22 protein-coding genes and 1 pseudogene are annotated in these 26015 nt (G+C 61.6%); 12 read left to right on the forward strand and 11 right to left on the reverse strand.

The genetic code is table 11. The annotated features are described in order from the left end of the window. Positions 1-19: 19 nt before the first annotated feature. Positions 20-1348 (reverse strand): polyamine export protein PaeA, encoded by a 1329-nt coding sequence (gene paeA / locus BM267_RS07710; protein ID WP_074778972.1) that lies wholly within the window; start codon positions 1346-1348, stop codon positions 20-22. A gap of 188 nt (positions 1349-1536) precedes the next feature. On the opposite strand from paeA, the gene BM267_RS07715 reads away from it, so the two are divergent. From BM267_RS07715 to BM267_RS07725, 3 genes are all read left to right on the forward strand, one after another. After that, positions 1537-2463, forward strand: a complete 927-nt coding sequence (locus BM267_RS07715; protein WP_177173389.1) for a DUF808 domain-containing protein — start codon at positions 1537-1539, stop codon at positions 2461-2463. Between the two features lie 88 nt (positions 2464-2551). Continuing rightward, complete coding sequence (gene sodC / locus BM267_RS07720; RefSeq protein ID WP_074778968.1) at positions 2552-3073, forward strand: superoxide dismutase family protein; 522 nt, start codon at positions 2552-2554, stop codon at positions 3071-3073. Positions 3074-3102: 29 nt separating this feature from the next. After that, positions 3103-3597, forward strand: a complete 495-nt coding sequence (locus tag BM267_RS07725; protein WP_074778966.1) for a GFA family protein — start codon at positions 3103-3105, stop codon at positions 3595-3597. A 26-nt stretch (positions 3598-3623) separates the two neighbouring features. Here BM267_RS07725 and BM267_RS07730 read toward each other — a convergent pair whose 3' ends face one another. The 8 genes from BM267_RS07730 to hexR form a co-directional block, all read right to left on the reverse strand. Continuing rightward, positions 3624-5663 (reverse strand): nitric oxide reductase activation protein NorD, encoded by a 2040-nt coding sequence (locus tag BM267_RS07730; protein ID WP_074778964.1) that lies wholly within the window; start codon positions 5661-5663, stop codon positions 3624-3626. 11 nt (positions 5664-5674) lie between these two features. Then, the gene (locus BM267_RS07735; RefSeq protein WP_074778962.1) at positions 5675-6490 is read right to left on the reverse strand and encodes a CbbQ/NirQ/NorQ/GpvN family protein; all 816 of its coding nucleotides are present in this window, start codon (positions 6488-6490) and stop codon (positions 5675-5677) included. Positions 6491-6551: 61 nt separating this feature from the next. Beyond that, positions 6552-7922, reverse strand: coding sequence for a cbb3-type cytochrome c oxidase subunit I (locus BM267_RS07740; protein WP_074778960.1), 1371 nt, complete (start codon positions 7920-7922; stop codon positions 6552-6554). Between the two features lie 22 nt (positions 7923-7944). After that, the gene (locus BM267_RS07745; protein WP_074778958.1) at positions 7945-8805 is read right to left on the reverse strand and encodes a c-type cytochrome; all 861 of its coding nucleotides are present in this window, start codon (positions 8803-8805) and stop codon (positions 7945-7947) included. Between the two features lie 12 nt (positions 8806-8817). Beyond that, positions 8818-8976 (reverse strand): hypothetical protein, encoded by a 159-nt coding sequence (locus BM267_RS16790; protein ID WP_169304539.1) that lies wholly within the window; start codon positions 8974-8976, stop codon positions 8818-8820. Between the two features lie 66 nt (positions 8977-9042). Then, complete coding sequence (locus BM267_RS07750; RefSeq protein ID WP_036991694.1) at positions 9043-9321, reverse strand: peptidylprolyl isomerase; 279 nt, start codon at positions 9319-9321, stop codon at positions 9043-9045. A 41-nt stretch (positions 9322-9362) separates the two neighbouring features. Further along, positions 9363-10223, reverse strand: a complete 861-nt coding sequence (locus BM267_RS07755; RefSeq protein WP_083392440.1) for a DUF2071 domain-containing protein — start codon at positions 10221-10223, stop codon at positions 9363-9365. Positions 10224-10227: 4 nt separating this feature from the next. Further along, on the reverse strand, positions 10228-11103 hold the full coding sequence (hexR, locus tag BM267_RS07760; RefSeq protein ID WP_036991696.1) for a transcriptional regulator HexR: 876 nt from the start codon (positions 11101-11103) through the stop codon (positions 10228-10230). Positions 11104-11195: 92 nt separating this feature from the next. On the opposite strand from hexR, the gene zwf reads away from it, so the two are divergent. Further along, positions 11196-12662, forward strand: a complete 1467-nt coding sequence (gene zwf, locus BM267_RS07765; RefSeq protein ID WP_143063037.1) for a glucose-6-phosphate dehydrogenase — start codon at positions 11196-11198, stop codon at positions 12660-12662. On the opposite strand, the gene BM267_RS07770 is transcribed toward zwf, so the two are convergent. Beyond that, complete coding sequence (locus BM267_RS07770) at positions 12659-15502, reverse strand: putative bifunctional diguanylate cyclase/phosphodiesterase (RefSeq protein WP_177173388.1); 2844 nt, start codon at positions 15500-15502, stop codon at positions 12659-12661. The genes zwf and BM267_RS07770 overlap by 4 nt on opposite strands. Before the next feature lie 191 nt (positions 15503-15693). Between BM267_RS07770 and uvrD the strand changes: the two genes are divergently transcribed. Continuing rightward, positions 15694-17874 (forward strand): DNA helicase II, encoded by a 2181-nt coding sequence (uvrD, locus tag BM267_RS07775; RefSeq protein WP_074778952.1) that lies wholly within the window; start codon positions 15694-15696, stop codon positions 17872-17874. A gap of 56 nt (positions 17875-17930) precedes the next feature. On the opposite strand, the gene BM267_RS07780 is transcribed toward uvrD, so the two are convergent. Next, the gene (locus BM267_RS07780) at positions 17931-18755 is read right to left on the reverse strand and encodes an AraC family transcriptional regulator (RefSeq protein ID WP_074778950.1); all 825 of its coding nucleotides are present in this window, start codon (positions 18753-18755) and stop codon (positions 17931-17933) included. 95 nt (positions 18756-18850) lie between these two features. On the opposite strand from BM267_RS07780, the gene BM267_RS07785 reads away from it, so the two are divergent. From BM267_RS07785 to BM267_RS07815, 7 genes and pseudogenes are all read left to right on the forward strand, one after another. After that, positions 18851-19843: a bile acid:sodium symporter family protein gene (locus tag BM267_RS07785; protein WP_074778948.1), complete on the forward strand. Its 993-nt coding sequence runs from the start codon at positions 18851-18853 to the stop codon at positions 19841-19843. A 119-nt stretch (positions 19844-19962) separates the two neighbouring features. Further along, positions 19963-20670 (forward strand): annotated as a pseudogene (locus BM267_RS07790) (AzlC family ABC transporter permease). Continuing rightward, positions 20667-20978 (forward strand): AzlD family protein, encoded by a 312-nt coding sequence (locus BM267_RS07795; RefSeq protein WP_407920269.1) that lies wholly within the window; start codon positions 20667-20669, stop codon positions 20976-20978. Before BM267_RS07790 ends, BM267_RS07795 begins: the two are co-directional and overlap by 4 nt. 44 nt (positions 20979-21022) lie before the next feature. Next, positions 21023-21691: a thiaminase II gene (tenA, locus tag BM267_RS07800; RefSeq protein WP_074778946.1), complete on the forward strand. Its 669-nt coding sequence runs from the start codon at positions 21023-21025 to the stop codon at positions 21689-21691. Positions 21692-21824: 133 nt separating this feature from the next. Then, positions 21825-22124, forward strand: coding sequence for a hypothetical protein (locus tag BM267_RS07805; RefSeq protein WP_074778944.1), 300 nt, complete (start codon positions 21825-21827; stop codon positions 22122-22124). Further along, positions 22114-23646 (forward strand): hypothetical protein, encoded by a 1533-nt coding sequence (locus BM267_RS07810; RefSeq protein WP_074778942.1) that lies wholly within the window; start codon positions 22114-22116, stop codon positions 23644-23646. Before BM267_RS07805 ends, BM267_RS07810 begins: the two co-directional genes overlap by 11 nt. Positions 23647-23783: 137 nt before the next feature. Beyond that, positions 23784-25991, forward strand: a complete 2208-nt coding sequence (locus BM267_RS07815) for an OsmC domain/YcaO domain-containing protein (RefSeq protein ID WP_074778940.1) — start codon at positions 23784-23786, stop codon at positions 25989-25991. Positions 25992-26015 lie beyond the last annotated feature (24 nt).

A 26015-nucleotide genomic window follows, 5' to 3' on the forward strand; every position in this document is an offset into this window, starting at 1 on the left:
GCGGGCGCCAAGCAGCTTCTCAGTGATGACCTGCGGAGGTTTTATCTGCTTCGTTTGAACTGGATGAGGTGCGGGTTGCCAGGACCTGGTCAATGCGATAACTGTCCACATCCACCACCTCGAACGTATAGTCGCCCCAGATTACCCGGTCGGTGCGGCGTGGCACCCGACGTAGCATGGTCATCATGAAGCCGGCCAGCGTCTCGTAGCCTTCTTCCTGGGGAATGTCTTCGATTTCCAGCGCCCGGCGCACGTCCTGGATGGGCGTCACGCCATCGATCAGCCAGGAGTTATCATCCCGGCGCACGATCTGTTCCTCATACCACGGCGGCACCAGGTCGCCCATCACGATGCTCATCACATCGTTCACCGTGATCAGCCCGACCACCAGGCTGTACTCATTGACGATCAGCGCAAAATCCTCGCCGACCAGGCGAAACTGCTTGAGCAGCTCGGCGAGAGTCAACCGGTCCGGCACCACCAGCGGTTTGTGCAACAGCGCCGGATCGGCCAGAGAGATAGGCTCGTTGTGCAGCACGCGCTTGAACAGATCCTTCATCGACACATAGCCGATGATGTGATCGATATCGCCATCGCAGACCGGATAGCAGGAATGGGGCGTGTCGGCGATCCGCGAGCGGATCAGGGCATCGGAATCATCGATCAGGAAGTAGACAATCTCGTCACGATTGCTCATGGCGCTGGGCAGGGTGCGGGTATCCAGCTCGAAGATGTTCTCGATCGCCTGTTGTTCACCGGGCGCCAGTAACCCCGAGCGCGCACCGGCCTCGGTCAGCGCGAGGATATCCTCGGGCGTGACCTCATCATCGCGGCGGGCAGGCAGGCGCAGCAGTCTGATCAGGCCGTTGACCAGGCGCGAGTAGAACCATACCAAGGGCCGCAATAGCGTGTTCAGTGCGCGCATCGGACCGATGGAAAATATGGCCAGGGGCTCCGGCAATGCCATGGCTACTTGTTTGGGGATCAGATCGGTGACGACGATGAACAGCGAGGTCAGTACCAGGAACGATAAAGCGAACCCCAGCGTCGTTGCCAGCGGTGGCTCCAGCACCAGCAGCAACAGCTGGGTGAAGGCGGCCGTCAGAAACTCTTCACCGACGATACCGCCGAGAATCGCCAGCGCATTGATGGAAATCTGGACCACCGTCAGGTAATTGCCCGGATTCTGCTGTACCGCGATGACTTTCAGCGCCCCGGCATTGCCATTGTCGGCCATTCGCCGCAGCTTGAGTGGCCGCGCGGCGGCAAGAGAAATCTCGGCGATGGCGAGAAAGGCGCCGCCGACGATGATCAGGGCGAGTAACAGCAGGCTTTGGTTAACGCTCATGGGACATTCTGGCAATAGGGATAACGCTGGCAGAGTAGCATGTTGCGGGGCGGCAGGCTTGTGCGCTGCTGCGGATTGGCCGGCTGGCCGTCACCGTTGGGGGGTGGCTGATTGCCGGTTTCGGAACAATACTCAAGCCAAACCCCGCCTCGGCAGCGGCGCTGCCGATCCTGATGAGGATGTTGCCCTTGGCTTCCAGTCTGCTCGCATTGTTTGATGACATTGCCACCCTGCTCGATGATGTATCGGTCATGAGCAAGCTGGCGGCACGGAAAACCGCAGGGGTGCTGGGGGATGATCTGGCGCTCAATGCCCAGCAGGTGACCGGCGTCAGGGCGGATCGGGAATTGCCGGTGGTCTGGGCGGTGATGCGAGGCTCTTTTCGCAATAAATTCATCCTGGTACCGGGTGCGTTGTTGATCAGCGCCTTCATTCCCTGGCTGATCACGCCCTTGCTGATGTTGGGCGGTGCTTTCCTCTGTTATGAGGGGTTTGAGAAGCTGGCGCACCGGTTCTTCCATGACGACACTGAACGGCGCGCCCAGAAGCTCGAAGCATTGGCTGACCCCAACCGGGATATGGTCGCCTTTGAGAAGACCAAGATCAGGGGCGCCGTGCGCACCGACTTCATCCTCTCCGCCGAGATCATCGCCATCACCCTGGGTACGGTCGCGACAGCGACGTTCCTCACCCAGGTGCTGGTACTCAGTACCATTGCACTGGCGGTCACCGTGGGCGTCTACGGCCTGGTGGCCGGCATCGTCAAACTGGATGACGTGGGGCTGGCGCTGACCGAGCGCGGTAGCACGGCATTGCAGAAAATCGGCCACGGTCTGTTGTGGCTGGCGCCCTGGCTAATGAAAACCCTGTCGGTTGTGGGGACCGCGGCGATGTTCATGGTCGGCGGCGGCATTCTCACCCACGGCTTTCACGCCCTGGGTCACTGGATCGAAAATACCGCTGAGCATACGGTGGATTTGCCCTGGATCGGCTCGGTGCTCGGCGGAGTGTTGCCGACGCTGATGTCGGCGGGGGTAGGCATTCTGGCCGGGGCGGTGATTTTTGGTGTGATCATGCTGGGCGGCAAGCTATTCGATCGGCGAGAGGCGCACTGAGCGGCAATGCCATCTCTCAGGACGCAAAACCCTGAACGACCGCCCGGCGGCTTTGTCCCATGCTTAGAATCATCCCAAGGAGACGAGCATGAAATCGCAGAAATGGCTGATAATCGCCGCCGCATTGACCATTGGTACCGCTCACGCGGCGTCGCAGGAAGTGACCATCAACAAGGTCAGTGCCGACGGCAAGCAGGAATCCATCGGCACCATCGAGATCAGCGAGACGGATCACGGTCTGCTATTTACTCCCAAGCTGACATCCCTTGAACCCGGTGTGCACGGTTTCCATGTGCATGAGAACGGCAGTTGCGAAGCGGCGGAGAAAGACGGCCAGCCGACCGCAGCGCAGGCGGCGGGCGGTCATTACGATCCGCAGGATACCGGCAAACACCTTGGCCCCTATGCCGACGGTCATCTGGGCGACCTGCCGGCGCTCTATGTGAACAGCGACGGTACGGCGGACTATCCGGTGCTGGCGCCGCGCATCAAGAAGCTCGAGGAAATCGAGGGCCGCGCGCTGATGATCCACGCAGGTGGCGACAACCATGCCGATACCCCCGAGCCGCTGGGTGGCGGCGGAGCGCGCTCTGCCTGCGGGGTGATCTGATAGGGGTATGAACGAGGGGAGAAATCGCCATGCAGCTTGAAGGTTCCTGCCATTGTGGCGCGGTACGCTTCAGTCTGGACAGCGCCCAGCCTTATCCTTATCAGCGCTGTTATTGCTCGATCTGTCGCAAGACCCAGGGCGGTGGCGGCTACGCCATCAATCTGGGCGGCGACGCCCGTAGTCTGCAGGTCAGCGGGCGCGAATCGATTTCGGTGTACCACGCGCGGATCGCACAGCCCGACGGCAGTATCCAGACCAGCAGCGGCGAGCGGCACTTCTGCCGTGGATGCGGCAGCGGGCTCTGGTTGTACGACCCGCAGTGGCCGGAGCTGATCCACCCGTTCGCCTCGGCTATCGACACCGAATTGCCGGTGCCGCCGGAGCATACCCACATCTTGCTGGGCTCCAGGGCCGGTTGGGTCGAGCTGCAGCTGGCGCCCGCGGATCAGCAGTTTGATGGTTATCCACAGGAGTCACTGGCGGAGTGGCATGAGCGGCTGGGGTTGGCGGGAGATAAGCAGTAAAGCTCCCACAAAAGCCCGCTCCCGGCTCAGTGCACCACCAGCCGCTTCATCCAATCCAGCAATACCGTCGGCAACAGCTCCGGGCGTGGCAGCAGCGCATAATGCTGCGCGCCGAAAATGCGCGGCAGATAGGCCGGGGCCTGGCGGTCGATGGTCAGGCAGAACGCCGAGATACCCTGCAATGTGGCTTCGGTGACGGCCTGGCGCATGTCCTCCACGCCATATTGGCCTTCATAGATATCCTTGTCGTTGGGCTTGCCGTCGGACAGCACCAGCAGCAGCCGGTGGCTGGCCGGTTGCTGCAACAGATCACGGCTGGCGTGGCGGATGGCGGTACCGGCGCGGGTGTAGTGTTCCGGCTCCAGTGAGCTGATGCGCAGTGCGACCTCGTTGCTGAAGTTCTCATCAAAGCCTTTGATTTGCCGGACGATGACCGCATCGGGCCCCTCCCCGGAAAAGGCCTGGATTGACCAGGGCTCGCCCATGCCGTCCAGCGCCACGCTGACCAATAGCAGGGCTTCGCGCTCCACGTCGATAATGCGCCGATTGGTCGAGACCCAGCTGTCGGTCGAGCCGCTGATATCGATCAACAAGGTGATGGCCAGGTTGCGTTCGGCGGTGCGGCGAGTCTGGTACAGGGCAGCGGAGAGGCTGCCGCCGGCGCGGAAGTCGGCGTAGCTGTCGATATAGGCCTGCAGATCGATGTCGTCGCCATCCAGCTGTTTGCGCCGGGTGACACGCTGGGCGCTGAGCATTTCGAAACGGCGGCGAATATGATTGAGCAGGCTGCGGTGGGCATCCAGGGTGTCATCCACCCATTGCTGGGAGCCGGGCAGGTTGGGCAGCACATGCAGGGTCGCGCCGGGCTGGTGGTAGGCCTGGATGCGGTAGTCCCATTCCGGGTAACGCAGACCTTGTTGCTCGCGGATGGCGGTCTTCAGCTGCATGGCGGTATTGGTGTCCGGCGGATCATCGGAGATCAAGACTTCCTTCGACCGGCCCGGTGTGGATACCAGTCGCGCTTCGGACAGCTCGGAGAGCATGTCGCCGTAGTCATCGGCGCTGATGTCCTCATCCTTGTCCACCGGTCGGTTGAGCCCGAACGGGTCTTCGGCGTGCTGATGGGGCTCGTCGGCTTGCACCATGAAGACCCCCGCATCGCTGTCGTCATCCTCATCTTCCTTCGCTTCGCGTACGTCGGGCCGGCGCAGCAGATGTGAGCTGCGGGTCGGCGCCGCGGTGGGCTGCGGCTCGGTTGGCGCGTCGCCAGGGGCTAGCTCGTTGCGCGCGCTGGATGCGGGCTGGCGCAACTCACCGGTCCACCAGTCTTTGAGCAGCGGCGCGTTGCCGCCGGCTCGATCTGTCGGTGACAGGCCGATGCTTGCCAACAGCTCGGGCGCCAGGCGTACCGACGCCTTCGGCGACGGGCTGAGAGGGATGGCTGCGCAGGGCTGGCCGCAGGGCGCCTCCAGCAGTTGGCGCAGGAGTGCTTCCAGTGACTGGCGCGGACGCGAGAAGGTACTCAGTGGTGGTCGCGCTTGCAGAGCGTACTGGCGCAACCGGGTGACCGTGGCGATCATGCCGGGCAGGTGCGCAATCAGCTCGGCATCGGCGGCCCAGGCTTCCAGTAGCAGGTAAGCATCGGCCAGCAACGCCGGCCACGCCGGGTCCAGCAGCTCGGCACTGCTACGTTGGATACGTGCGGCCTGCTGCAAGGCCATGACCCGATAGAGTTCGTTGCCCTGGGCGATATTCTCAATACCGGAATCGGCGGGCAACCATAACCGTTGGCCGTCGGTGGCGGGTATCGGTTGCCGCAACCAGGGAGCCTGGTGGCGACGGTACAGCCGCGATAACAGCGTTGGCCGTGCCGGCAACTGGGCAATGCGGATCGGCAGGCTACGGCCGGTCAACGCGGTAATCAGCAGGTCGAGACGCGGGGCGATGTCCACCAGCAGTGCCGTGGGCGGAGCATCGGGCGGCGGGCGATAACGCAGCCACAATCGGCGTGCATAGATGGTCGCGTGGCGCGCCGCGTCGCTGACCAGCTCCTCTGCTTCAGCCACGAAAAACCACCCTAGACAAAGGTGGCATCAACCAGATCGCGCAGCGCTGCAACCATCGAAGGCTCGTCGGACAGCGGCGAGACGATGGCGGCCTGACAGGCTTCGCGCAGGTCGATGCCGGAGACCGCCAGCGCCCCGGCGGCTATCAACAATCGGGTGCTGGGCACCTCGGCCAGACCACGATCACGCAGCTGGCGGATGCGCTCGGCCAGGGCGACCAGCCCTTTGGCCGTGGCCTCGTCGAGGCCGCTTTCATGCTGCACGATGCGCACTTCCTGCTCGGGCGGCGGGAAATCCAGATCCATGGAGACGAAGCGCTGTCGGGTGCTGGGTTTCAGGTCCTTGAGCATGCGCTGGTAGCCAGGGTTGTAGGACACCACCAACTGGAAGCCGGGGGCGGCCTGCAGGGTTTCGCCGGTCTTGTCGATCGGCAACAGGCGGCGATGGTCGGTCAGCGCATGCAATACCACCACGGTATCCTGGCGCGCTTCGACCACCTCATCCAGATAGCAGATGGCGCCTTCGCGCACGGCGCGGGTCAGCGGGCCATCCTGCCAGACGGTGCCGTTGTGCTGGATCAGGAAGCGGCCGATCAGATCGCTGGCCGCCAGGTCGTCGTGGCAGGGAATGGTGATCAGTGGCCGGCCCAGTTTCCAGGCCATGTGCTCGATAAAGCGGGTCTTGCCGCAACCGGTCGGCCCTTTGAGCATCACCGCCAGCCCCCGGGCATGGCATTGTTCGAACAGCGCCACCTCGTTGCCGGTCGGGTGATACCAGGGCGCCTCGCGGACATTGACCTGGCCGCGTACGGCTTCATCAACTGCCATCAAACATCCTCTCCCACATTAACATTGCACGGCACTATGGAATCGCCCACTCCTGCGTTCATCAGACCACGCGCCCAACGGCAACCTCGTTATCCCTCACCTCCGGCTCGGTAACCTCGAAGCGCGGTCGGTAGCGGAAGAAGTCGAAGATGAACAACCCGACCCCGGTGGCGAAGATGCTGCCGCAGATGATCAGCATGACGAAGTGGATCTGGATCTTCAGCTGCGCATCCAGATAACCCATGCCCATGATCCGCTCCAGGTACACCTGGCCGATGCCGGCGGTGGCGAAGGAGATGGTCATGCCGAACATGCCGCCCAGCTGCAGCCAGAAGGACCAGTAGCCGATGCTGCTGCCCTTTTCCGGGCGGCCGTGGGTCAGCGATGGCAGGGCATAACTGATCATCGCCAGGGTGATCATCGCGTAGGCGCCGTAGAAGGCGGCATGGCCATGCATGGCGGTGATCAGGGTGCCGTGGGTCCACTTGTTGATGCTGGGCCAGGTATGGGCCAGCCCCAGCAGGCCCGCGCCGAACAGGGTGAAGATGGTGCTGCCCAGGGTCCAGTGCAGCGCCAGTACGTTGGGGTGCGATAGCCCCGCACGGCGCATGGCGCCATAGGCATACATCGCCATGCCGACGATCGCCAGCGGCTCCAGTGCGCTGAAGAAACCGCCGATCGGCAGCCAGTAATAGGGCACGCCCACCCAGTAATAGTGGTGCGCGGTGCCCAGGATCCCGGCCAGGAAGACCAGCCCGACGATCACATACAACCACTTCTCCATGACCTCGCGGTCGGCACCGGACAGGCGGATCAGCAGGTAGGCGAGGAACGCGCCCATGATCATCATCCATACACCCTCTACCCACAGGTGGATGGTCCACCAGCGATAGAAGATCGACACCGTGTAGTTTTCGTAGTGCAGCAGCGCCGGAACGAACAGCACGGCGGAGCTGACGATGCCGAGCAGCAGCACCCCCTCGGTGGTGGTGAAGCGCCCGGATTTCCTGATCGTCATGCCGATGTTGTAGATGAAGATCAGCATGCACACCACGATGACCAGCTTATGCGGCAGCGGCTGTTCCAGCAGCTTGTTGCCGGTGCCGTAGCGAAACAGGTAGCCGATGATCGCGGTCACGCCCATCAGCGTCCACAGGATCAATTGGATATAAGCCAGCTTGACGCTGTGCAACTCGGTGCGCGATTCATCGGGGATCAACCAGTAGGTCGCCCCCATGAATCCGGTCAGTACCCAGACGATCAGCAGGTTGGTGTGAATGACCTTGGTGACATCAAAGGGCAGGATATACAGCAGCGGATCGGGCCCCAGGTACTTGGTGGCCGACAGCAGACCGAACACCAGTTGCAGCCCGAACAGCACCATGGCGACGGCGAAGTACCAGTAGGCGACTGACTGTGACTTGTAGCGCATTGTTGTTCTCCGTCCGCAGGGGTCATTTGAGCGTGGCAAGGAAGGCAACCAGCTGCTCTATCTGTTCTTCGCTCAGGCTGTTGCCATAGGTATCGGGCATGAATGACACGCCGTTGGCCGAGTACATGCCGCCGGTGCTCAGATGTGCGCTGGGCTCGAGGATGGATTCGCGCAGATAACCCTCGATATCGCTGGCCTGGCCGCTGTAGTTGGCTTCGCCCACCAGCAACTCGGCGCGGGTGGCCACACCCGCCAGGCTGGGGCCGGCACCATCGGCACCGGGCGTCAGCGAGTGGCACGCCACGCAGCCGGGTACGGCGGTGCGGAACACGTTCTCACCCAGCGCGCGGATGTCATCATCGGCATCCACCGGACGCACTCCCACCGAGGTCGAGCCGCTCTGCACCTCAGCCGCCTGCCCGGCGCCCCCGGAGCCCGCCACCGCGGTGAAGCCGCCGGTGACCAGAATCGGCCGTGGCGGCCAGTCCTGGTTGTCGACGTTGGCGACCCAGTCGAGGAACTGGATCAGGTCGGTGATTTCTTCTTCGCTCAGGTTCTGCTGCGGCATCAGCCGCCGGTGGGTCTGTTCATCGTAGAACGCGCTGGGATCGCGCATGTAGGCCTGCAGATAGGCCTCGCCGCGGTGCTGGGTGATCTTGGTCAGATCCGGTGCGTAATAGGCACCTTCACCGAACAGGGTGTGGCAGTTGATGCAGTTGTACTTGTGCCACACATCCTTGCCGTGGGTCACCTGCGGGGTAATGGTGTCGGCATTGGTGAGTTCGGGAAACTGGCGATGACTGTCGAGTGTCAGCCCGAGGAACAGCACCGCGGCGGCGATGGTCGAGCCCCATGCAAAGATCCTGGCTTGCCTGTTGTTCATGATCGCGCCTCGTCAGACGTTGATACCCGTCCAGTGCAGGACGGTCATGGTGAAGGCATACAGAGCGGAAACCACCATCAGCGCGAGGACCACGAAACTCGCGATGCGCACGGGTTTGTAGAGATTCTTCAGTTGCATGCTGCCCCCGGGTACGTTGCCTTGTTGGGTCATTATTGAAAAATGTCCCTACAAGCATAGACGGTATTCCGGGGTTTGCAGCGCGGCGGGGTGCGGTATTCAGTCGCGGTAGAAAACCTGCACCAGATGCCAGCCGAACTGCGTCTTCACCGGGCCATGCACGACTTTCAGCGGCTTTTTGAAGATGATCTGATCGACAGCCCGCACCATCTGGCCGGGGCGCACTTCGCCAAGGTCGCCGCCGCGTTTCTTCGAGGGGCAGGTAGAGTGTTTTTTCGCCAGCACATCGAATGCCTCGCCGGCAGCGATACGCTGTTTCAGTTGTGCAGCTTCGGCTTCGGTCTTGACCAGAATATGGCGGGCCATGGCGACGGGCATGTGCGGCTCCTGATGAAAAAGGCAAGGCGCCCCATTATGCCTCACTCGGACTCCAGACGGGTCGGCGGCAGATACACGATAAAGTCATTGATCGGCTGCATCAGCACGCTGTGCGGATACTGCTGCTCGGCGACCGAGAGCAGGCCCATGCGAGTAAAGAGATCGAAACGCGCATTCAACAGGCGCCCGGGCTGCACCTGCAGCTGATCATGCCACACGCGATAGGCGCCGATATGGCCATCCCGCCGGCGATGGAAGAAGCCCACCAGCGGATGGGTCAGGTAGACCAGTGCGGTCTCCGCATCGGCGAAGCCGGGGTAGTCGGCTTCCGGCACTTCCTGCTGGGTCAGGCTGAGTTCGACGCTGGCTCCGGCTGATGCGGTATGCAGGCGATAACGCTGGTAACGACTGCCACTGGCATCGAGCGCGCAATCGAAACGCAGAGAGCCGTGATGCCAGGGCTGTTGCCAGACGTGCCGGGGTAGGGGCAGCGTCCAGGAGTCCAGGGTGGTACCGAAGAACCAGACGGCACGCTCCCCGGTCAGGCGGTCGATGATATAGGTGCGATAGTCGGCCTGACCCATGCGCAGGCGTGGAAAAGGATAAGCCGCCAGGGTGAAATCGACATTGACGAAGGGTACTGCAGAGACCAGCCCGCGTTCCTGACCGCCGATTATTACGCTATCGAGCATGAAGCGGGGCGGTATCAGCCGGCGCAAACGATCCGCCGCAACAGCGTAAGTCACAATGGCGAAATGCTGCAGGCGGCAGCGGACATTGATACCCGACACTGGCGGGCGAGGCACCAGATGATCAGCGAAGCGCAGCCGCTGCCAGGGTCGGGAATGAACGGGCGAGGCGTCATGCTCGGTGGGGTTCGGGCCACGAGAGACTTTGCGCATCGGCTCACTCCTGCGTATCGGTATTCCGTTGGCTGCCCTTGTTGGACAGCCGCAACCCGCGCAAGCTCCGCTTCACGCTTTTGAGGTGATTGACCAGCTCTGGACCGCGGCGCATGGCCATACCCATGGCCAGCACATCGATCACCACCAGATGGGCGATACGGGATGACAGTGGGGTGTAGATATCGGTATCTTCAATGACATCGATGGGGATGTGAATGCGTGCCAGCTCGGCCAGCGGCGTGTGACTGGGGCACAGGCTGATCAAGGTGGCGCCGGCCTCCACTACCAAGGTGGCCGAGTGCAGTAAATCCTTGGTGCGCCCGGTCTGGGAGATGGCCACGGCGACATCATAGGGGCCCAGCGTCACGGCGGACATGGCCTGCATGTGCGGGTCGGAATAGGCTGCGGTGGACACCTGCAGGCGGAAGAACTTGTGCTGGGCATCACTGGCCACCGCACCGGAGGCGCCGAAGCCGTAGAACTCCACGCGGCGGGCGTCGGCCATGGCCAGAATGGCCTGTTCCATGGCATCGGCATCCAGGCGTTCGCGCACATCCATCAAGGTTGCCAGGGTGGTATCGAAGATCTTGTGCGACAGCTCATCGACGCTGTCGTCCTCATTGATCGAGAACTGCCCGAAGCTGGCGCCCGCCGCGAGGCTCTGCGCCAGCTTGAGTTTCAGGTCCTGGAAACCGGTGCAACCGATGGCCCGGCAGAAGCGCACTATGGTGGGCTCGCTAACGCCCACTTCGCGGGCCAGGTCGGCCATGGACGAATGCATCACCTGGGCGGCGTTGGTGAGGACGTGGTCGGCGACCTTCAGCTCCGATTTTCGGAGAATCTGGCGGTTACCGGCAATGTGTTGGAGCAAGTTCACGTGAGCTTCATGATAGTCTGCGGTACGGGAGTCGTAGTGTCGTGTAGTTATACTACAAAAACCCTCCGGCCGCTTTTCCGAGGAGAACAATAGTGTCAGCACGATATGGCAAAGCCTGCGACATCGTGGTATTCGGCGGCACCGGGGATCTGGCCATGCGCAAGCTGCTGCCGGCCCTGTTCTACCTGCATCGTGATCGTCATCTGCATCCCGATACCCGCATCCTGTCGCTGGCCCGCGCCCGGCATGACGGGGGCAGTTACCGTAAACTGGTGCGCCGGCATGTCAGCCAGCACGTGGCCAAGGCCGACTTCGATGAGGCCACCTGGGATGGGTTTGCCGAGCGTCTCGACTACCTGACCCTGGACGTCAGCCAGCGGGTTGAATTCGCACGGCTGGCCCGGCATCTGGGCGAGCAGCCGGGTCGGGTGCGGGTGTTCTACCTGGCCACACTGCCCGACCTGTTCGCACCCACGGCCCTGCACCTGGAGTCGGCCGGGCTGGTGAATGCCGAAGCCCGCATCGTGCTGGAAAAACCCCTGGGCGACAGCCTCAAGACCGCCAACCAGATCAACGACCGGATCGGCAGCGTGTTCGACGAGTCGCGGGTCTTTCGCATCGATCACTTTCTCGGCAAGGAAGCAGTGCAGAACCTGCTGGCGCTGCGCTTCGGCAATGCGCTGTTCGAGCCGCTGTGGCGCAATGGCCATATCGACCACGTGCAGATCAGCGTGCTGGAAACCGTCGGGGTGGAAAACCGCGGCGCCTACTACGATCACGCCGGCGCCATGCGCGATATGGTGCAAAACCATCTGCTGCAGCTGTTGTGCCTGGTGGCTATGGAAGCGCCGGTGCACTTCGAACCCGAAGCGGTGCGTAACGAAAAGCTCAAGATCCTCGAAGCCCTGCGGCCGATCACCGGTATGGATGTGCAGGATCAGACCGTGCGCGGTCAATACTCCAAGGGCAAGCGTGCCGGCGAACAGCTGCCGGCCTACTACTTTGAGAAAAGCGTCGACCACGACAGCAATACCGAAACCTATGTGGCGCTCAAGGCCGAAATTGATAACTGGCGCTGGGCCGGCGTGCCCTTCTATCTGCGCACCGGCAAATCCCTGGCGCAGCGCAAATCGGAAATTGTCATCCAGTTCAAGTCGGTCCCGCACCGACTGTTTCCCGGCAACGACACCCCGGTGGGCAACCGCCTGGTGATTCGTCTGCAGCCCGATGAAAGCATCAGCCTGTCGCTGATGGCCAAGTCACCGGGGCGGGGCATGGCGCTGCAGGAAGTGGATCTTGACCTGCATTTCGACGAAGCCTTCCAACGTCGTCGCTGGGATGCCTACGAGCGACTGCTGCTGGACGTGATCCAGGGCGACGCCACCCTGTTCATGCGCCGTGACGAGATCGAGGCGGCATGGCGCTGGGTCGACCCGATCATCCGTGGCTGGCGCGAAGTCTACCGTTCGCCCAAGCGCTACGCCGCCGGCAGTTGGGGCCCGGAGGCCGCGGACAGCCTGCTGGAGCGCGCCGGGCATGTCTGGTCTGATGAGCGCTAGGAAAGCGTTTCGCTGGGCTGGCTCGGGGTGTCCGCCTGAGACTGCTGCTGTTGCAGCAGCCGAGTGAAGGCATCGGTGGGCAGCGGTTTGCTGATCAGGTAACCCTGCACCTCATCACAGCCCTGGCTGCGTAGGAAGGCCAACTGGCTCTCCTGCTCCACACCTTCGGCCACCACGCTCATATGCATACTGTGGGCCATGGCGATAATAGCCCGGACGATGGCCGTATCGCCGGGCTGCTCGTCCAGTTCGCAGATAAAGGCCCGATCAATTTTCAGGCAGCGGATCGGGAAGCGCTTGAGGTAGGCCAGTGAGGAATAGCCGGTGCCGAAATCATCCACCGCCAATTCCACCCCCAGCTGGCGCAGGGCCGCCAGGTTGTCTGCCACGCTATCGCTGTGTTCCAGCAACATGCTTTCGGTCAATTCGAGTTCCAGCAAGTGGCTGGGCAAACCGGTGTCCGTCAGGATGTCCGCAACCAGGGCGGCGAAGTGCGGCTGGCGTAGTTGCTGCACCGATAGATTCACCGCCACCCGCACGGCCAGGGAGCCTGTATGCAACCACTGGCTGGCCTGGATACAGGCCCGGCGCAGTACCTTTTCGCCTAGTGGCAAGATCAATCCGGTTTCTTCGGCGATGGCGATGAACTCGCCGGGCAGCAGCATGCCGCGAGTGGGGTGCTGCCAGCGCACCAGCGCTTCGGCACTGTTGATACTGTTGGAAGCCAGATGCAGCTTGGGCTGGTAGTGCACCTGCAGCTGATCATCGGTCAACGCCTTGCGCAGGTCGTTTTCCAGATGCAGACGGTCGGTGCTGCGTGTTGGCAACTGTGCTGAATAGAACTGGAAACCATTGCCGCCAAGATGCTTGGCATGTTGCATCGCCTGATTGGCCTGGTTGATCAGCTGCAGGCTGTTGCGCGCCTCGCCAGGGAACAGGCTGATGCCAATGGAAGCGGAAATGATCAGGTCGTTGTCACCGAGCCGGATCGGCTCGCCGAGTATCTGCAGCAACCGGCTCGCCAACTGCTCCAGGGCACTGCCAGGCATATCCTGCTGCACGACGACGAACTCATCGGCTGACAATCGCGCCAGAATGAGGGCATCGGACAGGGTCGCGCTCAGCCGGTCGGCCACCTGCCGCAACAGGGCGTCGGCCTGCGCATGGCCCAGGGTCTCATTGATGTTTTTGAAACGATCCAGGTCGATATGCAGCAGCGCCAGGCCTGTGCCATGAGCACGGGCCTGACCGGTGGCCTCTGCCAGGGTCCGGGTGAACAGGCCGCGATTGGCCAGTTGGGTCAATGAATCATGGTTGGCCAGATAGCGCAGTTGTTCCTCGGTCTGGCGGTTAATGGTGCGGTCGGCGAAGAAGCCGACATAGTGGGTGATATCGCCAGCGCCGTTGCGTACCACGGTCAGTTGTAACCACTGCAGATAGCGTTCACCGCTGCGTCGCTGTTCTTGCACCTCGCCTTCCCAACGATCATGGCTGAGCAAGGTTGTGCGCATGCGCGCATAGGTGGCCAGCGTGTCAGGATTGGTGCTGGCGGAGGTGAGAGCCTTGCCGACCACGTCATTCGCGGCGTAACCGGTGATTACACTGAAGGCCTGATTCACCGCCAGGATGCGGCGCTGTGGGTCAAGTACGAAAATCCCATCCGACGTGGCCTCGAACACAGTGGCGGCCAAGCGCTCCTGCTCATGGTGCTGCCGGCGCGAGGTGATGTCGCGGCGGGTGCCGATCATGCGCAATGCGCGCCGGGCACTGTCGCGCTCGACGGCGCGGCCGTTATCCTCGACCCAGACCCAATGGCCAGCCTGGTGTTTCACCCGGTATTCCACGCAATAGGGTGTGGCGTGCTTGAAATGGGCAATCAACGCAGCGCGTACGCGCTCCACATCCTCTGGATGTACCCGCGGCTTGAGCCCGCCCTGCATGGTGAGGCGGGTATCCGGCAGGCCAAAGATTTCCTGCAGGTGGGAGTGGTGAACCTCATCGGTGCGCAGATCCCAGTCCCATAATCCCAGGGCGCTGGCCTCCAGTGCCATGCTCAGTCGCGCCTGGGTCTGCTGCAGCTCAGTGGTGCGTTGGGCGACGCGATGCTCCAGTGCGTCATGGCTGTTACGCAATTGCTGTTCGGCCTGGCGGCGATGCTGGATTTCGCCGGTCAGCTGGATGTTCAGCGCTTCGGCCTGTTGGTGGGCCTCATTCAGTCGGTGCAGCAGCGCCTCGTTATGGATGTCGCTTTGCAGGGAGCGCCTGGCCGAGCGATTGATGAACGCCGCTGCCAGCAACATGCAACAAAACAATGTAGTTCCCATCAGACCCCAATACGGGCTGGTGGGGTCGTCCTGCAGCAGAAGGAACAGGGTCGGCGGCAGCCAACTGGGCAGGGCGAAGCTGAAAAAGGCACTGAAGCGGTGCGCGTAGATGATGCTGACGCAGAGGATCACGCCGGTGGTCACGGCGTAGGCTGCTGATTGCACGGCGAAGGTATCCACCGGCACCAGCAAGATATGCACCAGGCCCATGGCCAGCCCGGAGAAGGCATTGCCGAGATAGAACAACGCGGACCAGCGCGGGCGCAGGCGTTGCTCTGGCGAGCTGTGCCGGTAACAGCGCGCCACGCGAATTCGCAGCAGCGTCAGCATGCAGATCACCATCAGCCAGCCGAGCACCAGCGGCTGCGATCCATCCTGCCAGATCAATAGGCTGACAGCGCAGGCGGCCAGCATGACCAGCCATTGCGGCAGCCGGGCGCATTCGAACAAAAGATCAAGCTGGCGCAACTGTTGGCGAACAGCCGCCGTACTGAGGTCCTTTTCACTACCGGTCATGCTGGGGCGCATCCACGGCGCCGGGTCGGGTCTACTGTCATGACGCTTCCATGTGACTGCAATCCATTTGGCAAACCATACACCAGCGTATCCCATTCGGCACAGACCCCTTTGAGACAATTCGGACGATTACCCAAATGGCTCCGGCAGTCTTCCTTCCGACCCCGGCGCCGGCACGGTAGAATGCTGCGATGGATATCTCTCATTTGCTCAGTTCTCTCAACGACGCCCAGCGCCAGGCCGTTACCGCCGCCACTGGTCAACAACTGGTGCTGGCGGGTGCCGGTTCCGGCAAGACCCGTGTGCTGGTACACCGTATCGCCTGGCTGGTGGAGGTCGAAAAGGCCTCGCCCTGGAGCATTCTGTCGGTCACCTTCACCAACAAAGCCGCGGCCGAGATGCGCCAGCGTATCGAGCAACTGCTCGGCATATCGCCCCAGGGCATGTGGGTTGGCACCTTCCACGGACTGGCGCACCGCCTGCTGCGCGCCCACTGGCGCGAGGCTGGGTTGGCCGAGCAGTTCCAGATTCTCGACAGCGATGACCAACTGCGGGTGGTCAAGCGGGTGGTCCGCGAGCTGGGGCTGGATGAGAACCAGTGGGCGCCACGCCAGGCGCAATGGTGGATCAACGGGCAGAAGGACGAAGGTTTGCGTCCGCAGCATATCCAGGCTGCTGGCGACCTGTTTCTGACCACCATGCTGCGCATCTATACCGCTTATGAGCAGGCCTGCGCCCGCGCCGGCGTGGTGGATTTTGCCGAGTTGCTGCTGCGCTCACTGGAGCTGTGGCGCGACAACCAGGCGCTGCGCGAGCAGTACCAGGCGCGCTTCCGACACATGCTGGTGGATGAATTCCAGGACACCAACGCCGTGCAATATGCCTGGCTGCGGCTGATCGCCGGCAACAATCCGAGCCTGATGGTGGTGGGTGACGACGACCAGTCGATCTATGGCTGGCGTGGTGCGCGGATCGAGAACATCCAGCAGTTCCAGCAGGATTACCCGACCGCCGAGCTGATCCGCCTGGAGCAGAACTACCGCTCCACCGCCACCATCCTCAAGGCCGCCAACGCGCTGATCACCAACAACGCCGGACGCATGGGCAAGGAGCTGTGGACCGACGGCAACGACGGCGAGCCGATTTCCCTGTATGCCGGTTTCAACGAACAGGACGAAGCGCGGTTCATCGTCGACCGCATCAGCGAGGCCGTCAGCGAAGGCATGGCGCGCAGCGAGATCGCCATCCTGTACCGCTCCAACGCCCAGTCCCGGGTATTGGAAGAGGCCCTGCTGCGCGCTGCGATCCCCTATCGCATCTATGGCGGCCAGCGCTTCTTCGAGCGCGCCGAGATCAAGAACGCCATGGCCTACATGCGTCTGATTGCCAACCGCGGGGATGACGGTGCGTTGGAGCGCATCATCAATGTTCCCACCCGCGGCATCGGCGACAAGACCCTGGAAACCCTGCGCCAGCACGCCCGCCAGCAGGATGTATCGCTATGGCAGGCCGGCTGTGACCTGCTCGACAACAAGGGCCTGCCGGGGCGCGCTGCCAACGCAGTGCAGACCTTCATGCAGCTGATCGAACAACTGGCCGAACGCGTCGAAGGCGTGCCGCTGTACAGCATGGCCCAGCAGGTCATCGAACACAGCGGCCTGCTGGCCTTCCACGAAAAGGAAAAGGGCGAAAAGGCCCAGGCCCGGGTGGAAAACCTGGAAGAACTGGTCTCCGCCGCCCGCGCCTTCGAGAACGACATGGCCGACGAGGAAGAAGAGGGCGACACGCTGCTGGCCTTCCTCGCCCATGCCTCGCTGGAAGCTGGCGAAACCCAGGCCGATCGTTTCGAGGACAGCGTCCAGCTGATGACCCTGCACAGCGCCAAGGGCCTGGAATTCCCGCTGGTGTTCCTCGCTGGCGTGGAGGAGGGGTTGTTCCCGCACAAGATGAGCCTGGAAGAGCCGGGTCGGCTGGAAGAGGAACGCCGCCTGGCCTATGTGGGCATCACCCGGGCGATGCAGCAACTGATCATCACCTGGGCAGAAACCCGCCGGCTGTACGGCAGCGAAACCTTCAACAAGGTCTCGCGCTTCGTCCGTGAAGTCCCCGCCGAGCTGATCCGTGAAGTACGCTTGGGCAATACGGTCAGCCGACCTTTCGGCCCCGGCAAGGGCAAGGGCAGCATGTTCACCCAGGAAGCCTCCGAGAGCACCGGCTTCGCCCTGGGCCAGCGGGTCATGCACTCGCTATTCGGCGAAGGCGTGGTCCTCAACTACGAAGGACATGGCGCCCAAGCGCGCATTCAGGTGAATTTCGACGATGAAGGCAGCAAATGGCTGATGGTGGCCTATGCCAAGCTGGAGGCGATTTGAACGGACGCTGGTCCGCCTGATGGCCCGTTGTAGTCTCGACCCCGGCTGACTCGCTCTTAGTCAGCTGGCGCCAATTCAGCGATCTGGCCGACCCTGCCCGCCAGCGCACCGGGAGTAATTCCCAACTGCTGGCGGAACGCCGCAATGAAGGCCGAGGTGGAATCGTAGCCGCAGGCGAGCGCCACGTCGGTCACGCTCTGGCCCTGATCCAGCAGCGGCAGGGCGTGCAACAGACGCAGGCGCTGATACCAGGCGCGAAAGCCGATGCCGGTCTCGCGCAGGAATATCCGCGACAGGGTCTTTTCCGATATACCCAACTCCCGGCTCCACTGCTGCAAGCTGACGCTATGCTCGGGGCTTTGATAGAGCTGCTCGCAGGGCGCCTGCAGCCGGGGATCGCCAGGCCAAGGCAGGAACAGGCCGGTGCGCGGGGCCACTCGCAGCTGATCGAGCAAGACATCCACTAAGCGAGCGTCCGCCCCATCGAGCGCATACTCGGCAGGCACCTGGCCGAAGGCGCTGATCAGCTCACGCAGCAGCGGAGTGATCTCCAATACCAGGCAGTGCTCTTCGGCCCAACCGACTACCTGCGGCTCCAGATACAGGCTGCGCATTTCGGTGCGCGGCGAACTGAGCACCGCATGTGGCATATCCGGCGGCACCAGGATCGCCCGCTGCGGCGGCGCGAGAAAGCGCCCGGTCTGGGTGTGCACCGAGAGCACGCCTTGGGTGGCATAGGACAATTGCGCCCAGGGGTGGCTGTGCCAGTCCGTGGCAGCCGGCCGCGCCAGTGATTCGACCCGTGCATACAACGGCCGGGGCAGGTGGGGGAGCTTTGGTACCGGACGATGTACGGGACTGCTTTGTCCGTTTCTCGACATTGATGGCCCTGATTGCGTTAGTCAGAAAGTCTGCCCGACAGTAGACTCATGCGTTCATCAGTGCAAGCCGTTCCGTTGCCCAGGAGATCGACGCCATGGCCCGTCCTCGTTTCATGCCCGACAACTTCACCCTCTGCCTGATCGCCGTAATGGCCGTGGCCAGCCTGCTGCCGGTACGTGACCACGTGGCCGTCGTATTTGGCTGGGTGACCAACCTGGCCATCGCCCTGCTGTTCTTCATGCATGGCGCCAAGTTGTCGCGTGAGGCCATCTGGGCCGGCGCCACCCATTGGCGCCTGCATCTGGTGGTGTTTGGCTGCACCTTTGTGCTGTTCCCGCTGCTTGGCCTGGCGCTCAAGCCGGTGCTGGCGCCAATGATGGGCCATGAACTGTATCTCGGCATGCTGTTTCTCTGCGCGCTGCCGGCAACCGTGCAGTCTGCCATCGCTTTCACCTCGCTGGCGCGGGGCAACGTCGCGGCGGCAGTGTGCAGCGCTGCGACGTCCAGCCTGCTGGGCATCTTCGTCACGCCGCTGCTGGTCATGCTGCTGATGGGGGCTGAGGCTGGCAGTGGCGATACGCTGGGAGCAATCGGGCAGATTACCGTGCAGTTGCTGCTACCCTTCATCGCTGGCCAGATTGCCCGCCGCTGGATCGGTCAGTGGATCGAACAGAACAAGATCTGGCTGAAGAACGTGGACCAGGGCTCCATCCTGCTGGTGGTCTATGGCGCCTTCAGCGCAGCGGTAGTGGAGGGCTTGTGGCACAGCATCCCGCTGCTGCAACTGGGCGGGCTGGTGCTGGCCTGCTGTATCTTGCTGGCTCTGGTTCTGGTACTGGTTGAGCAGTTGGCCCGGCGCATGGGCTTCAATACCGAGGATCGCATTACCATCCTGTTCGCCGGCTCGAAAAAGAGCCTGGCCACCGGGGTGCCCATGGCCCAGGTATTGTTCGCCGGCGGGAGTATGGGCGCGATGATCCTGCCGCTGATGATCTTTCACCAGATCCAGCTGATGGTCTGCGCGGTGCTGGCCGAGCGGTATGCGCGTCGCCCGGAGGAGCCTGAGGTGGCGGTGGAAAGTACATGAGGGCGTTCATGACGCCCTATGATTCCTGAACTGGTGAGTCATCTTCCGTACTCGACAATTTGCCTATCGAATGGCTGGTACACTCTAGTGTTCCGTTAAGCCGGCTCGAGGGCCATGAATTGATAAAGGCGAGTACTGAACTCCATCAACTCGATAGATCATTGGTCTGGTCGGGCTTCAAGCAACTGGCGCCGATTTCTCTGTTCGTTATTGTTTTCGGCGCTGCTTTCGGTCTGGCTGCGGCGCAGGTCGGGTTGAGTGAGTCGACCATCATGGGCATGAGCACGCTGGTATTTGCCGGCGCCTCGCAGTTTGCGGTGTTGGATCTGTGGGGCGCGGAGATGCCGCTGTTCACCATGATGCTCACGGTATTCGCTATCAACGCCCGGCACCTGCTGATGGGAGCCACCTTATATCCCTGATTGCGCCAACTGCCAGCGCCGCAGCGCTATGGCGTGATGTTGACTGCATCCTATGCCAACTGGGCCATGTCCATGCAGGCGTTCAATCGCGGCCAGCCGGGGTTGGGAGTGTTGTTGGGTGGTGGCCTGGCGCTTTGGTCGTTCTGGATAGTCGGCACCTGGCTTGGCATTCATTTCGGCAACGCGATCAGTGATCCGGCGAGCCTGGGGCTGGATATGGTCATGGGCTGCTTCCTGCTGGCAATGGTGGTGGGCGGCGAAAGGAACCTGCGGATGCTGGTCATCTGGAGCATCGCTGCCATCGCTTCACTGTTGGCGTATTGGTATCTGCCGGAAAACAGCCATGTTGTGGTGGGCGCGCTGGCGGGAGGTTTGGCAGGAATGATCCGTGGGGGCGGGAAATGATCACCGTCAGCACGACAGGCAGCGGGGCAATGGTCATTGTTGTGGTCATGGCCGTGGTGACACTGGCAACCCGCTGGGGTGGGGTGTATGTGATGTCCTTCGTGCCTATCAGTGACCGGGTGACGCGGTTCATTGAGGCCATGTCTGGATCGGTACTGGTGGCACTGCTCGCGCCCATGGCGGTCAGCGGGGACAATGGTGCCCGGCTGGCGTTGCTGACCACCGCAACCCTGATGCTGTTGTTCCGGAAACCCTTGCCAGCCATCGCTGCCGGCATAGTGGCAGCGGCGTTGGTCAGGTATTTATAGGTATCTGCCACCAATAAACTCTTTCAAATCAGTGAGATAAAACCATGGCTTTCAATTTCACGCAGCTGCAGCAAGCCTGCCAGAGCGAGTGGGATGCCTACCTCCAGCATGACTTCGTGCGGCAATTGGGTGACGGCACGCTGGCGGCGGGTGCGTTTCGGCATTACCTGAAACAGGATTATCTATTCCTTATCCAGTTCGCCCGCGCCTTCGCGCTGGCCGCCTACAAGAGCCCGACGCTGGAGGATCTGCGTCAGGCCAAGGCCGGGCTGGAAGCGATTGTGGATCTGGAACTGGGTCTGCACATCCAGTACTGCCGCGAATGGGGCATCTCGGAACAGGAGCTGCAGGCCCTGCCCGAAGCCCGCGCCACCATGGCCTACACCCGCTACGTGCTGGATACCGGTAACCGCGGTGACTTGCTCGACCTGCACGTGGCGCTGGCTCCCTGTCTGGTGGGCTACGGTCAGATCGCCCAGTGGCTGAACAGCCGCAGCGAAACCCTGCGCGGCGAGCAGAACCCCTACGACGCCTGGATCGCCATGTACGAAAGCGACGAATTCCAGAGCGCCACCGCAGCGGAAATCGACTGGCTGAACCGCGAGCTGGCCGACGTCTCGCCGCGTCGTTTCGAACAACTGGTGCGCATCTTCAGCGACGCCACTCGCCTGGAAATCGACTTCTGGGACATGGGGCTGAATCAGCGCATGTAAGCTGGTTGGAGTATTCGCTTGCTCAGTAGAGCAAAGCCTGCTCACGGACCAAAGTTTGTAAGATTCCATCCTTTGCCTGTGGCAAGGCTGTCGTTAATGTTGCTTCTCATCCACTGAAGCAGCCGGAGCAGGCATGAGCAACAACGTAGTATTTGTAACCGGGAAAGAGATGTATCACTTTGCGCAGCTACGAGAGGAGGTGGGTGACCTGCCTCTGATTGGCATGTTGGCCGAGCGGCAGATGCGTATCAATCACTGTTCCGCGACCTCGGCGGTCAGGGCGGCAGCCGATCAATTCGAGCTGCTCGATGAGTTGCAGGCGGGCAAAGCGGTCTTCTCCCAGATGCGATCAGCGCAGGGACTCGGGCGGATAAAAGCGGTGCAAAATTTAGTTGCTACTGATCTTTCGCAGGTCGGTTCGAATGAACACTAGCCAGGCGGCGGAAAAGCAAGGGGAGGTTCCGGCTCGGTATGCACCAGCTGTTCCGGTGAATGGGGCCGAACCGTCGATGCCATTTGATCGAGAGGATTTTCTGGATTTCCTCGATCTGCGATTCGGTGTTAGCGAGAAGGTTTACGAGCCGTTGAAGGCGCTGTTGGCGAACTACGGTATCCCCTTTGACCAGTTGCTGGGCCAGGACTTTCCCTGTGGGGAAGGCCTGGACGATCTGCTGCGGTATGAACAGGCAAAGCTGACGGTGCTTGCCAGGGAGATGTCCAGGATAAACAAGAAGTGGCGCTCCCATGTGTTGCTGGTGAAGGATTCGATGAGTGCGGTATTTGGATCAAGCGCACCGAGCAGTACTACGCATAAAACCAGAAACAACGAAATGCTCCGGTATTACCTGCGCGAACTGAAGAATGGTATTCCGCCTATCGGATTAGCAAGCGCACGCCCATTACTGGAAGGCCCTGAGCCAGGGCAGCTGGAAGGAGGCTATTTCGAGGGCCGGGTGGCACAAATGAGTCGCTATGTAGCGGATTTCATTACCGGGCGGCAGCGCGAATTGCTGGTCGAACAGAACAGGCAGCAAGGACGGCTCCACCCGCGTGACGGATACGCCTTCTGGCCGTCCCATGTTTCGCCCGCAGAGGGTGCATCAGAAGCGATAGGAGTGGCCAGGACAGCGTTTGTGACCTTATTGGGCATGACGCCGCCCAATGCGCATAAGGATTTGGCCAGAGTACGTCTGTTAAAGGACTTCTTTCTCGACTCTGAAGCTTCGTATTGGCGAGAAATGCATGAGCTCTATAGTTCCTCGCAGCGGGACCTGCCTAGAGAGATTGCAAAGATCGATCTACGATTGAACCGCCAGCAGATACCGGACGCGGTGGCAGATGTATTTGGCGTGGAGACGACCAGTCTGCCAAACATGCTGGTGGAGCAGGCTGAATGCCTGGTATGGCTCTACGGCTTGAAGCATGACCCGTTCGGGTTGGAAGGTGCCTCGCCTGAGAGACAGGCCTATTTCCAACAATTGAAGCAGCCACCTTATTTGGCATTGGCGGCCGCGATACTATTTCATTTGCAAGTCACCGGCAGCGAAGTCCGAGTCGCCGTGCCTGGAGAGACCCACCCAGGCGTACCCGTTTACAAATCCTTTCTGGCTGCGCTGGAGGCTGCCGGCGTGAACTTGAGGCTGGGACCCGAGGCCAACGACGACCGGCTCAATACGGTAATGCACCAAATGGATACCAAGGCGCTGAACTACATGGTTTCGCTTTTTTCCTTGGCTGCGAACGCTGAGGATGGCGAGACGCCGTTCGTTCACATGGCCCATGTGCATGATCACGCATTATTCAAAATTCAACGATTCGGCCTTCTAGCCGAGCTGCCGGCGAGATTGAAGCCCTACAGCTGCACGACGGCCTACGATCTGATGGGAACCTATATGTCTTGTTTGAAGGAATTCACTTACAACCCATTGCTTCTGGGCGATACCAACTCCGATTAAGGCAATGCAAACAGGGGCTGCTGTGTACTGATAGTTTGATATGCATGTCAGCGTCCGATGACCAGCACATGACTTCCCGCGCAAAACCCGGATAATGGCGGCCTCTTCGCTCCGCCCACAACCCGGTAATCGCCCCCATGGAAATCAAGGTCAACTTTCTCGACAACCTTCGCCTCGAAGCGAAGTTCGATGACTTCACCGTGGTGGCCGATCAACCCATCCGCTACAAGGGTGATGGTTCGGCACCGGGGCCCTTTGATTACTTCTTGGCTTCATCGGCGCTGTGCGCGGCGTATTTTGTGAAGCTGTACTGCAACACCCGCAATATTCCCACCGACAATATCCGCCTGTCGCAGAACAACATCGTCGACCCGGAGAACCGCTACAAGCAGATCTTCAAAATCCAGGTCGAGTTGCCCGCCGACATTTCCGCCAAGGACCGCCAGGGCATCCTGCGCTCCATCGAGCGGTGCACGGTGAAGAAGGTGGTGCAGACCGGGCCGGAGTTCGTGATCGAGGAAGTAGATAACCTGGATGCCGACGCCCAGGCGTTGTTGCTGCCGGCCACTGCAACGGACGAGGGCACCTGCATCCTGGGCAAGGATCTGCCGCTGGAGCAGACCATCGCTAACATGTCGGGCATCCTGGCCGGGCTGGGCATGAAGATCGAGATCGCCTCCTGGCGCAATATCGTGCCCAATGTTTGGTCGCTGCACGTGCGCGATGCGCAGTCGCCGATGTGCTTCACCAACGGCAAGGGCGCGACCAAGGAAGCAGCGCTGGCCTCGTCCCTGGGCGAATTCATCGAGCGGTTGAATTGCAACTTCTTCTACAACGACCAGTTCTGGGGCGAGGACATCGCCAATGCGGCCTTCGTGCATTACCCCAACGAACGCTGGTTCAAGCCTGGCCGCAAGGATGCGCTGCCGGCGGAGATCCTCGACGAACACTGCCTGGCGATCTACAACCCCGAGGGCGAGCTGCGCGGCTCGCATCTGTATGACACCAACTCCGGTAATACCGAGCGCGGCATCTGCTCCATTCCCTATGTGCGCCAGTCGGACGGTGAGGTGGTGTACTTCCCCTCCAACCTGATCGAGAACCTGTTCCTCAGCAACGGCATGAGCGCCGGCAATACCCTGGCCGAAGCGCAGGTGCAGTGCCTGTCGGAAATCTTCGAGCGGGCGGTGAAACGCGAGATCCTGGAGGGTGAGCTGGCCCTGCCGGACGTGCCGCAGGCGGTGCTGGCCAAGTACCCCGCGATCCTGGCCGGCATCCAGGGGCTGGAAGAGCAGGGCTTCCCGGTGCTGGTGAAGGACGCCTCGCTGGGCGGCCAGTTCCCGGTGATGTGTGTGACCCTGATGAACCCGCGCACCGGCGGCGTCTTCGCCTCCTTCGGCGCCCATCCATGCCTTGAAGTCGCGTTGGAGCGCAGCCTGACCGAACTATTGCAGGGCCGCAGCTTTGAAGGCCTGAACGACCTGCCCCAGCCGACCTTCGAAAGCCAGGCGGTCACTGAGCCGAACAACTACGTCGAACACTTCATCGACTCCAGCGGCGTGGTCTCGTGGCGCTTCTTCAGCGCCAAGGCGGATTACGACTTCGTCGAATGGGATTTTTCCAGCCAGGGCGACAACGCCAACGCCGAGGAAGCCGCCACCCTGTTCGGCATCCTCGAAGACATGGGCAAGGAAGTGTACATGGCCGTCTTCGATGACCTGGGCGCCACCGCCTGCCGCATCCTGGTGCCCGGCTATTCGGAGGTGTATCCGGTCGATGACCTGATCTGGGACAACACCAACAAGGCGCTGCTGTTCCGCGAGGATATCCTCAACCTGCACCGCCTGGACGACGACAGCCTGCAGGCACTGGTCGAGCGCCTGGAAGAGAGCGAGCTGGACGACTATACCGACATCACCACGCTGATCGGCATCGAGTTCGACGACAACACGGTCTGGGGCCAACTGACCATTCTGGAGCTGAAACTCCTCATTCATCTCGCCCTGCAGCAGTTCGAAGAAGCCAAGGAATTGACCGAAACCTTCCTGCAGTACAACGACAACACTGTCGAGCGCGGCCTGTTCTACCAGGCGCTGAACGTGGTGCTGGAAGTCGAACTGGACGAAGAGCTGGAGCTGGACGACTACGAAGCCAACTTCCGCCGCATGTTCGGTGACGAGCGCATGGACGCGGTGATCGGCTCGATGGAGGGCAGCGTGCGCTTCCATGGTCTGACGCCGACCAACATGCAACTGGAAGGGCTGGACCGGCATCAACGGCTGATCGACAGTTTCAAGAAGCTGCATGCGGCGCGGGGCCGGGCGGCGGGACTGGCCGGGCAGTAACTTCCGGCTTCACCTGTACGCGAC

This window comes from Halopseudomonas bauzanensis (genome assembly GCF_900114735.1).
In the GTDB taxonomy this organism is placed as follows: domain Bacteria; phylum Pseudomonadota; class Gammaproteobacteria; order Pseudomonadales; family Pseudomonadaceae; genus Halopseudomonas; species Halopseudomonas bauzanensis.

Excerpts from the sequence above, each read along its gene's own strand:
- sodC (WP_074778968.1), top strand. The coding sequence starts at position 2,552 with ATGAAATCGCAGAAATGGCTGATAATCGCCGCCGCATTGACCATTGGT.
- BM267_RS07815 (WP_074778940.1), top strand. The coding sequence starts at position 23,784 with ATGGAAATCAAGGTCAACTTTCTCGACAACCTTCGCCTCGAAGCGAAG.
- paeA (WP_074778972.1), bottom strand. The coding sequence starts at position 1,348 with ATGAGCGTTAACCAAAGCCTGCTGTTACTCGCCCTGATCATCGTCGGC.
- BM267_RS07770 (WP_177173388.1), bottom strand. The coding sequence starts at position 15,502 with ATGACCGGTAGTGAAAAGGACCTCAGTACGGCGGCTGTTCGCCAACAG.
- uvrD (WP_074778952.1), top strand. The coding sequence starts at position 15,694 with ATGGATATCTCTCATTTGCTCAGTTCTCTCAACGACGCCCAGCGCCAG.
- BM267_RS07785 (WP_074778948.1), top strand. The coding sequence starts at position 18,851 with ATGGCCCGTCCTCGTTTCATGCCCGACAACTTCACCCTCTGCCTGATC.
- BM267_RS07805 (WP_074778944.1), top strand. The coding sequence starts at position 21,825 with ATGAGCAACAACGTAGTATTTGTAACCGGGAAAGAGATGTATCACTTT.
- BM267_RS16790 (WP_169304539.1), bottom strand. The coding sequence starts at position 8,976 with ATGACCCAACAAGGCAACGTACCCGGGGGCAGCATGCAACTGAAGAAT.
- BM267_RS07745 (WP_074778958.1), bottom strand. The coding sequence starts at position 8,805 with ATGAACAACAGGCAAGCCAGGATCTTTGCATGGGGCTCGACCATCGCC.
- BM267_RS07735 (WP_074778962.1), bottom strand. The coding sequence starts at position 6,490 with ATGGCAGTTGATGAAGCCGTACGCGGCCAGGTCAATGTCCGCGAGGCG.
- tenA (WP_074778946.1), top strand. The coding sequence starts at position 21,023 with ATGGCTTTCAATTTCACGCAGCTGCAGCAAGCCTGCCAGAGCGAGTGG.
- BM267_RS07780 (WP_074778950.1), bottom strand. The coding sequence starts at position 18,755 with ATGTCGAGAAACGGACAAAGCAGTCCCGTACATCGTCCGGTACCAAAG.
- BM267_RS07750 (WP_036991694.1), bottom strand. The coding sequence starts at position 9,321 with ATGCCCGTCGCCATGGCCCGCCATATTCTGGTCAAGACCGAAGCCGAA.
- BM267_RS07795 (WP_407920269.1), top strand. The coding sequence starts at position 20,667 with ATGATCACCGTCAGCACGACAGGCAGCGGGGCAATGGTCATTGTTGTG.
- BM267_RS07755 (WP_083392440.1), bottom strand. The coding sequence starts at position 10,223 with ATGCGCAAAGTCTCTCGTGGCCCGAACCCCACCGAGCATGACGCCTCG.
- BM267_RS07810 (WP_074778942.1), top strand. The coding sequence starts at position 22,114 with ATGAACACTAGCCAGGCGGCGGAAAAGCAAGGGGAGGTTCCGGCTCGG.
- BM267_RS07740 (WP_074778960.1), bottom strand. The coding sequence starts at position 7,922 with ATGCGCTACAAGTCACAGTCAGTCGCCTACTGGTACTTCGCCGTCGCC.
- BM267_RS07725 (WP_074778966.1), top strand. The coding sequence starts at position 3,103 with ATGCAGCTTGAAGGTTCCTGCCATTGTGGCGCGGTACGCTTCAGTCTG.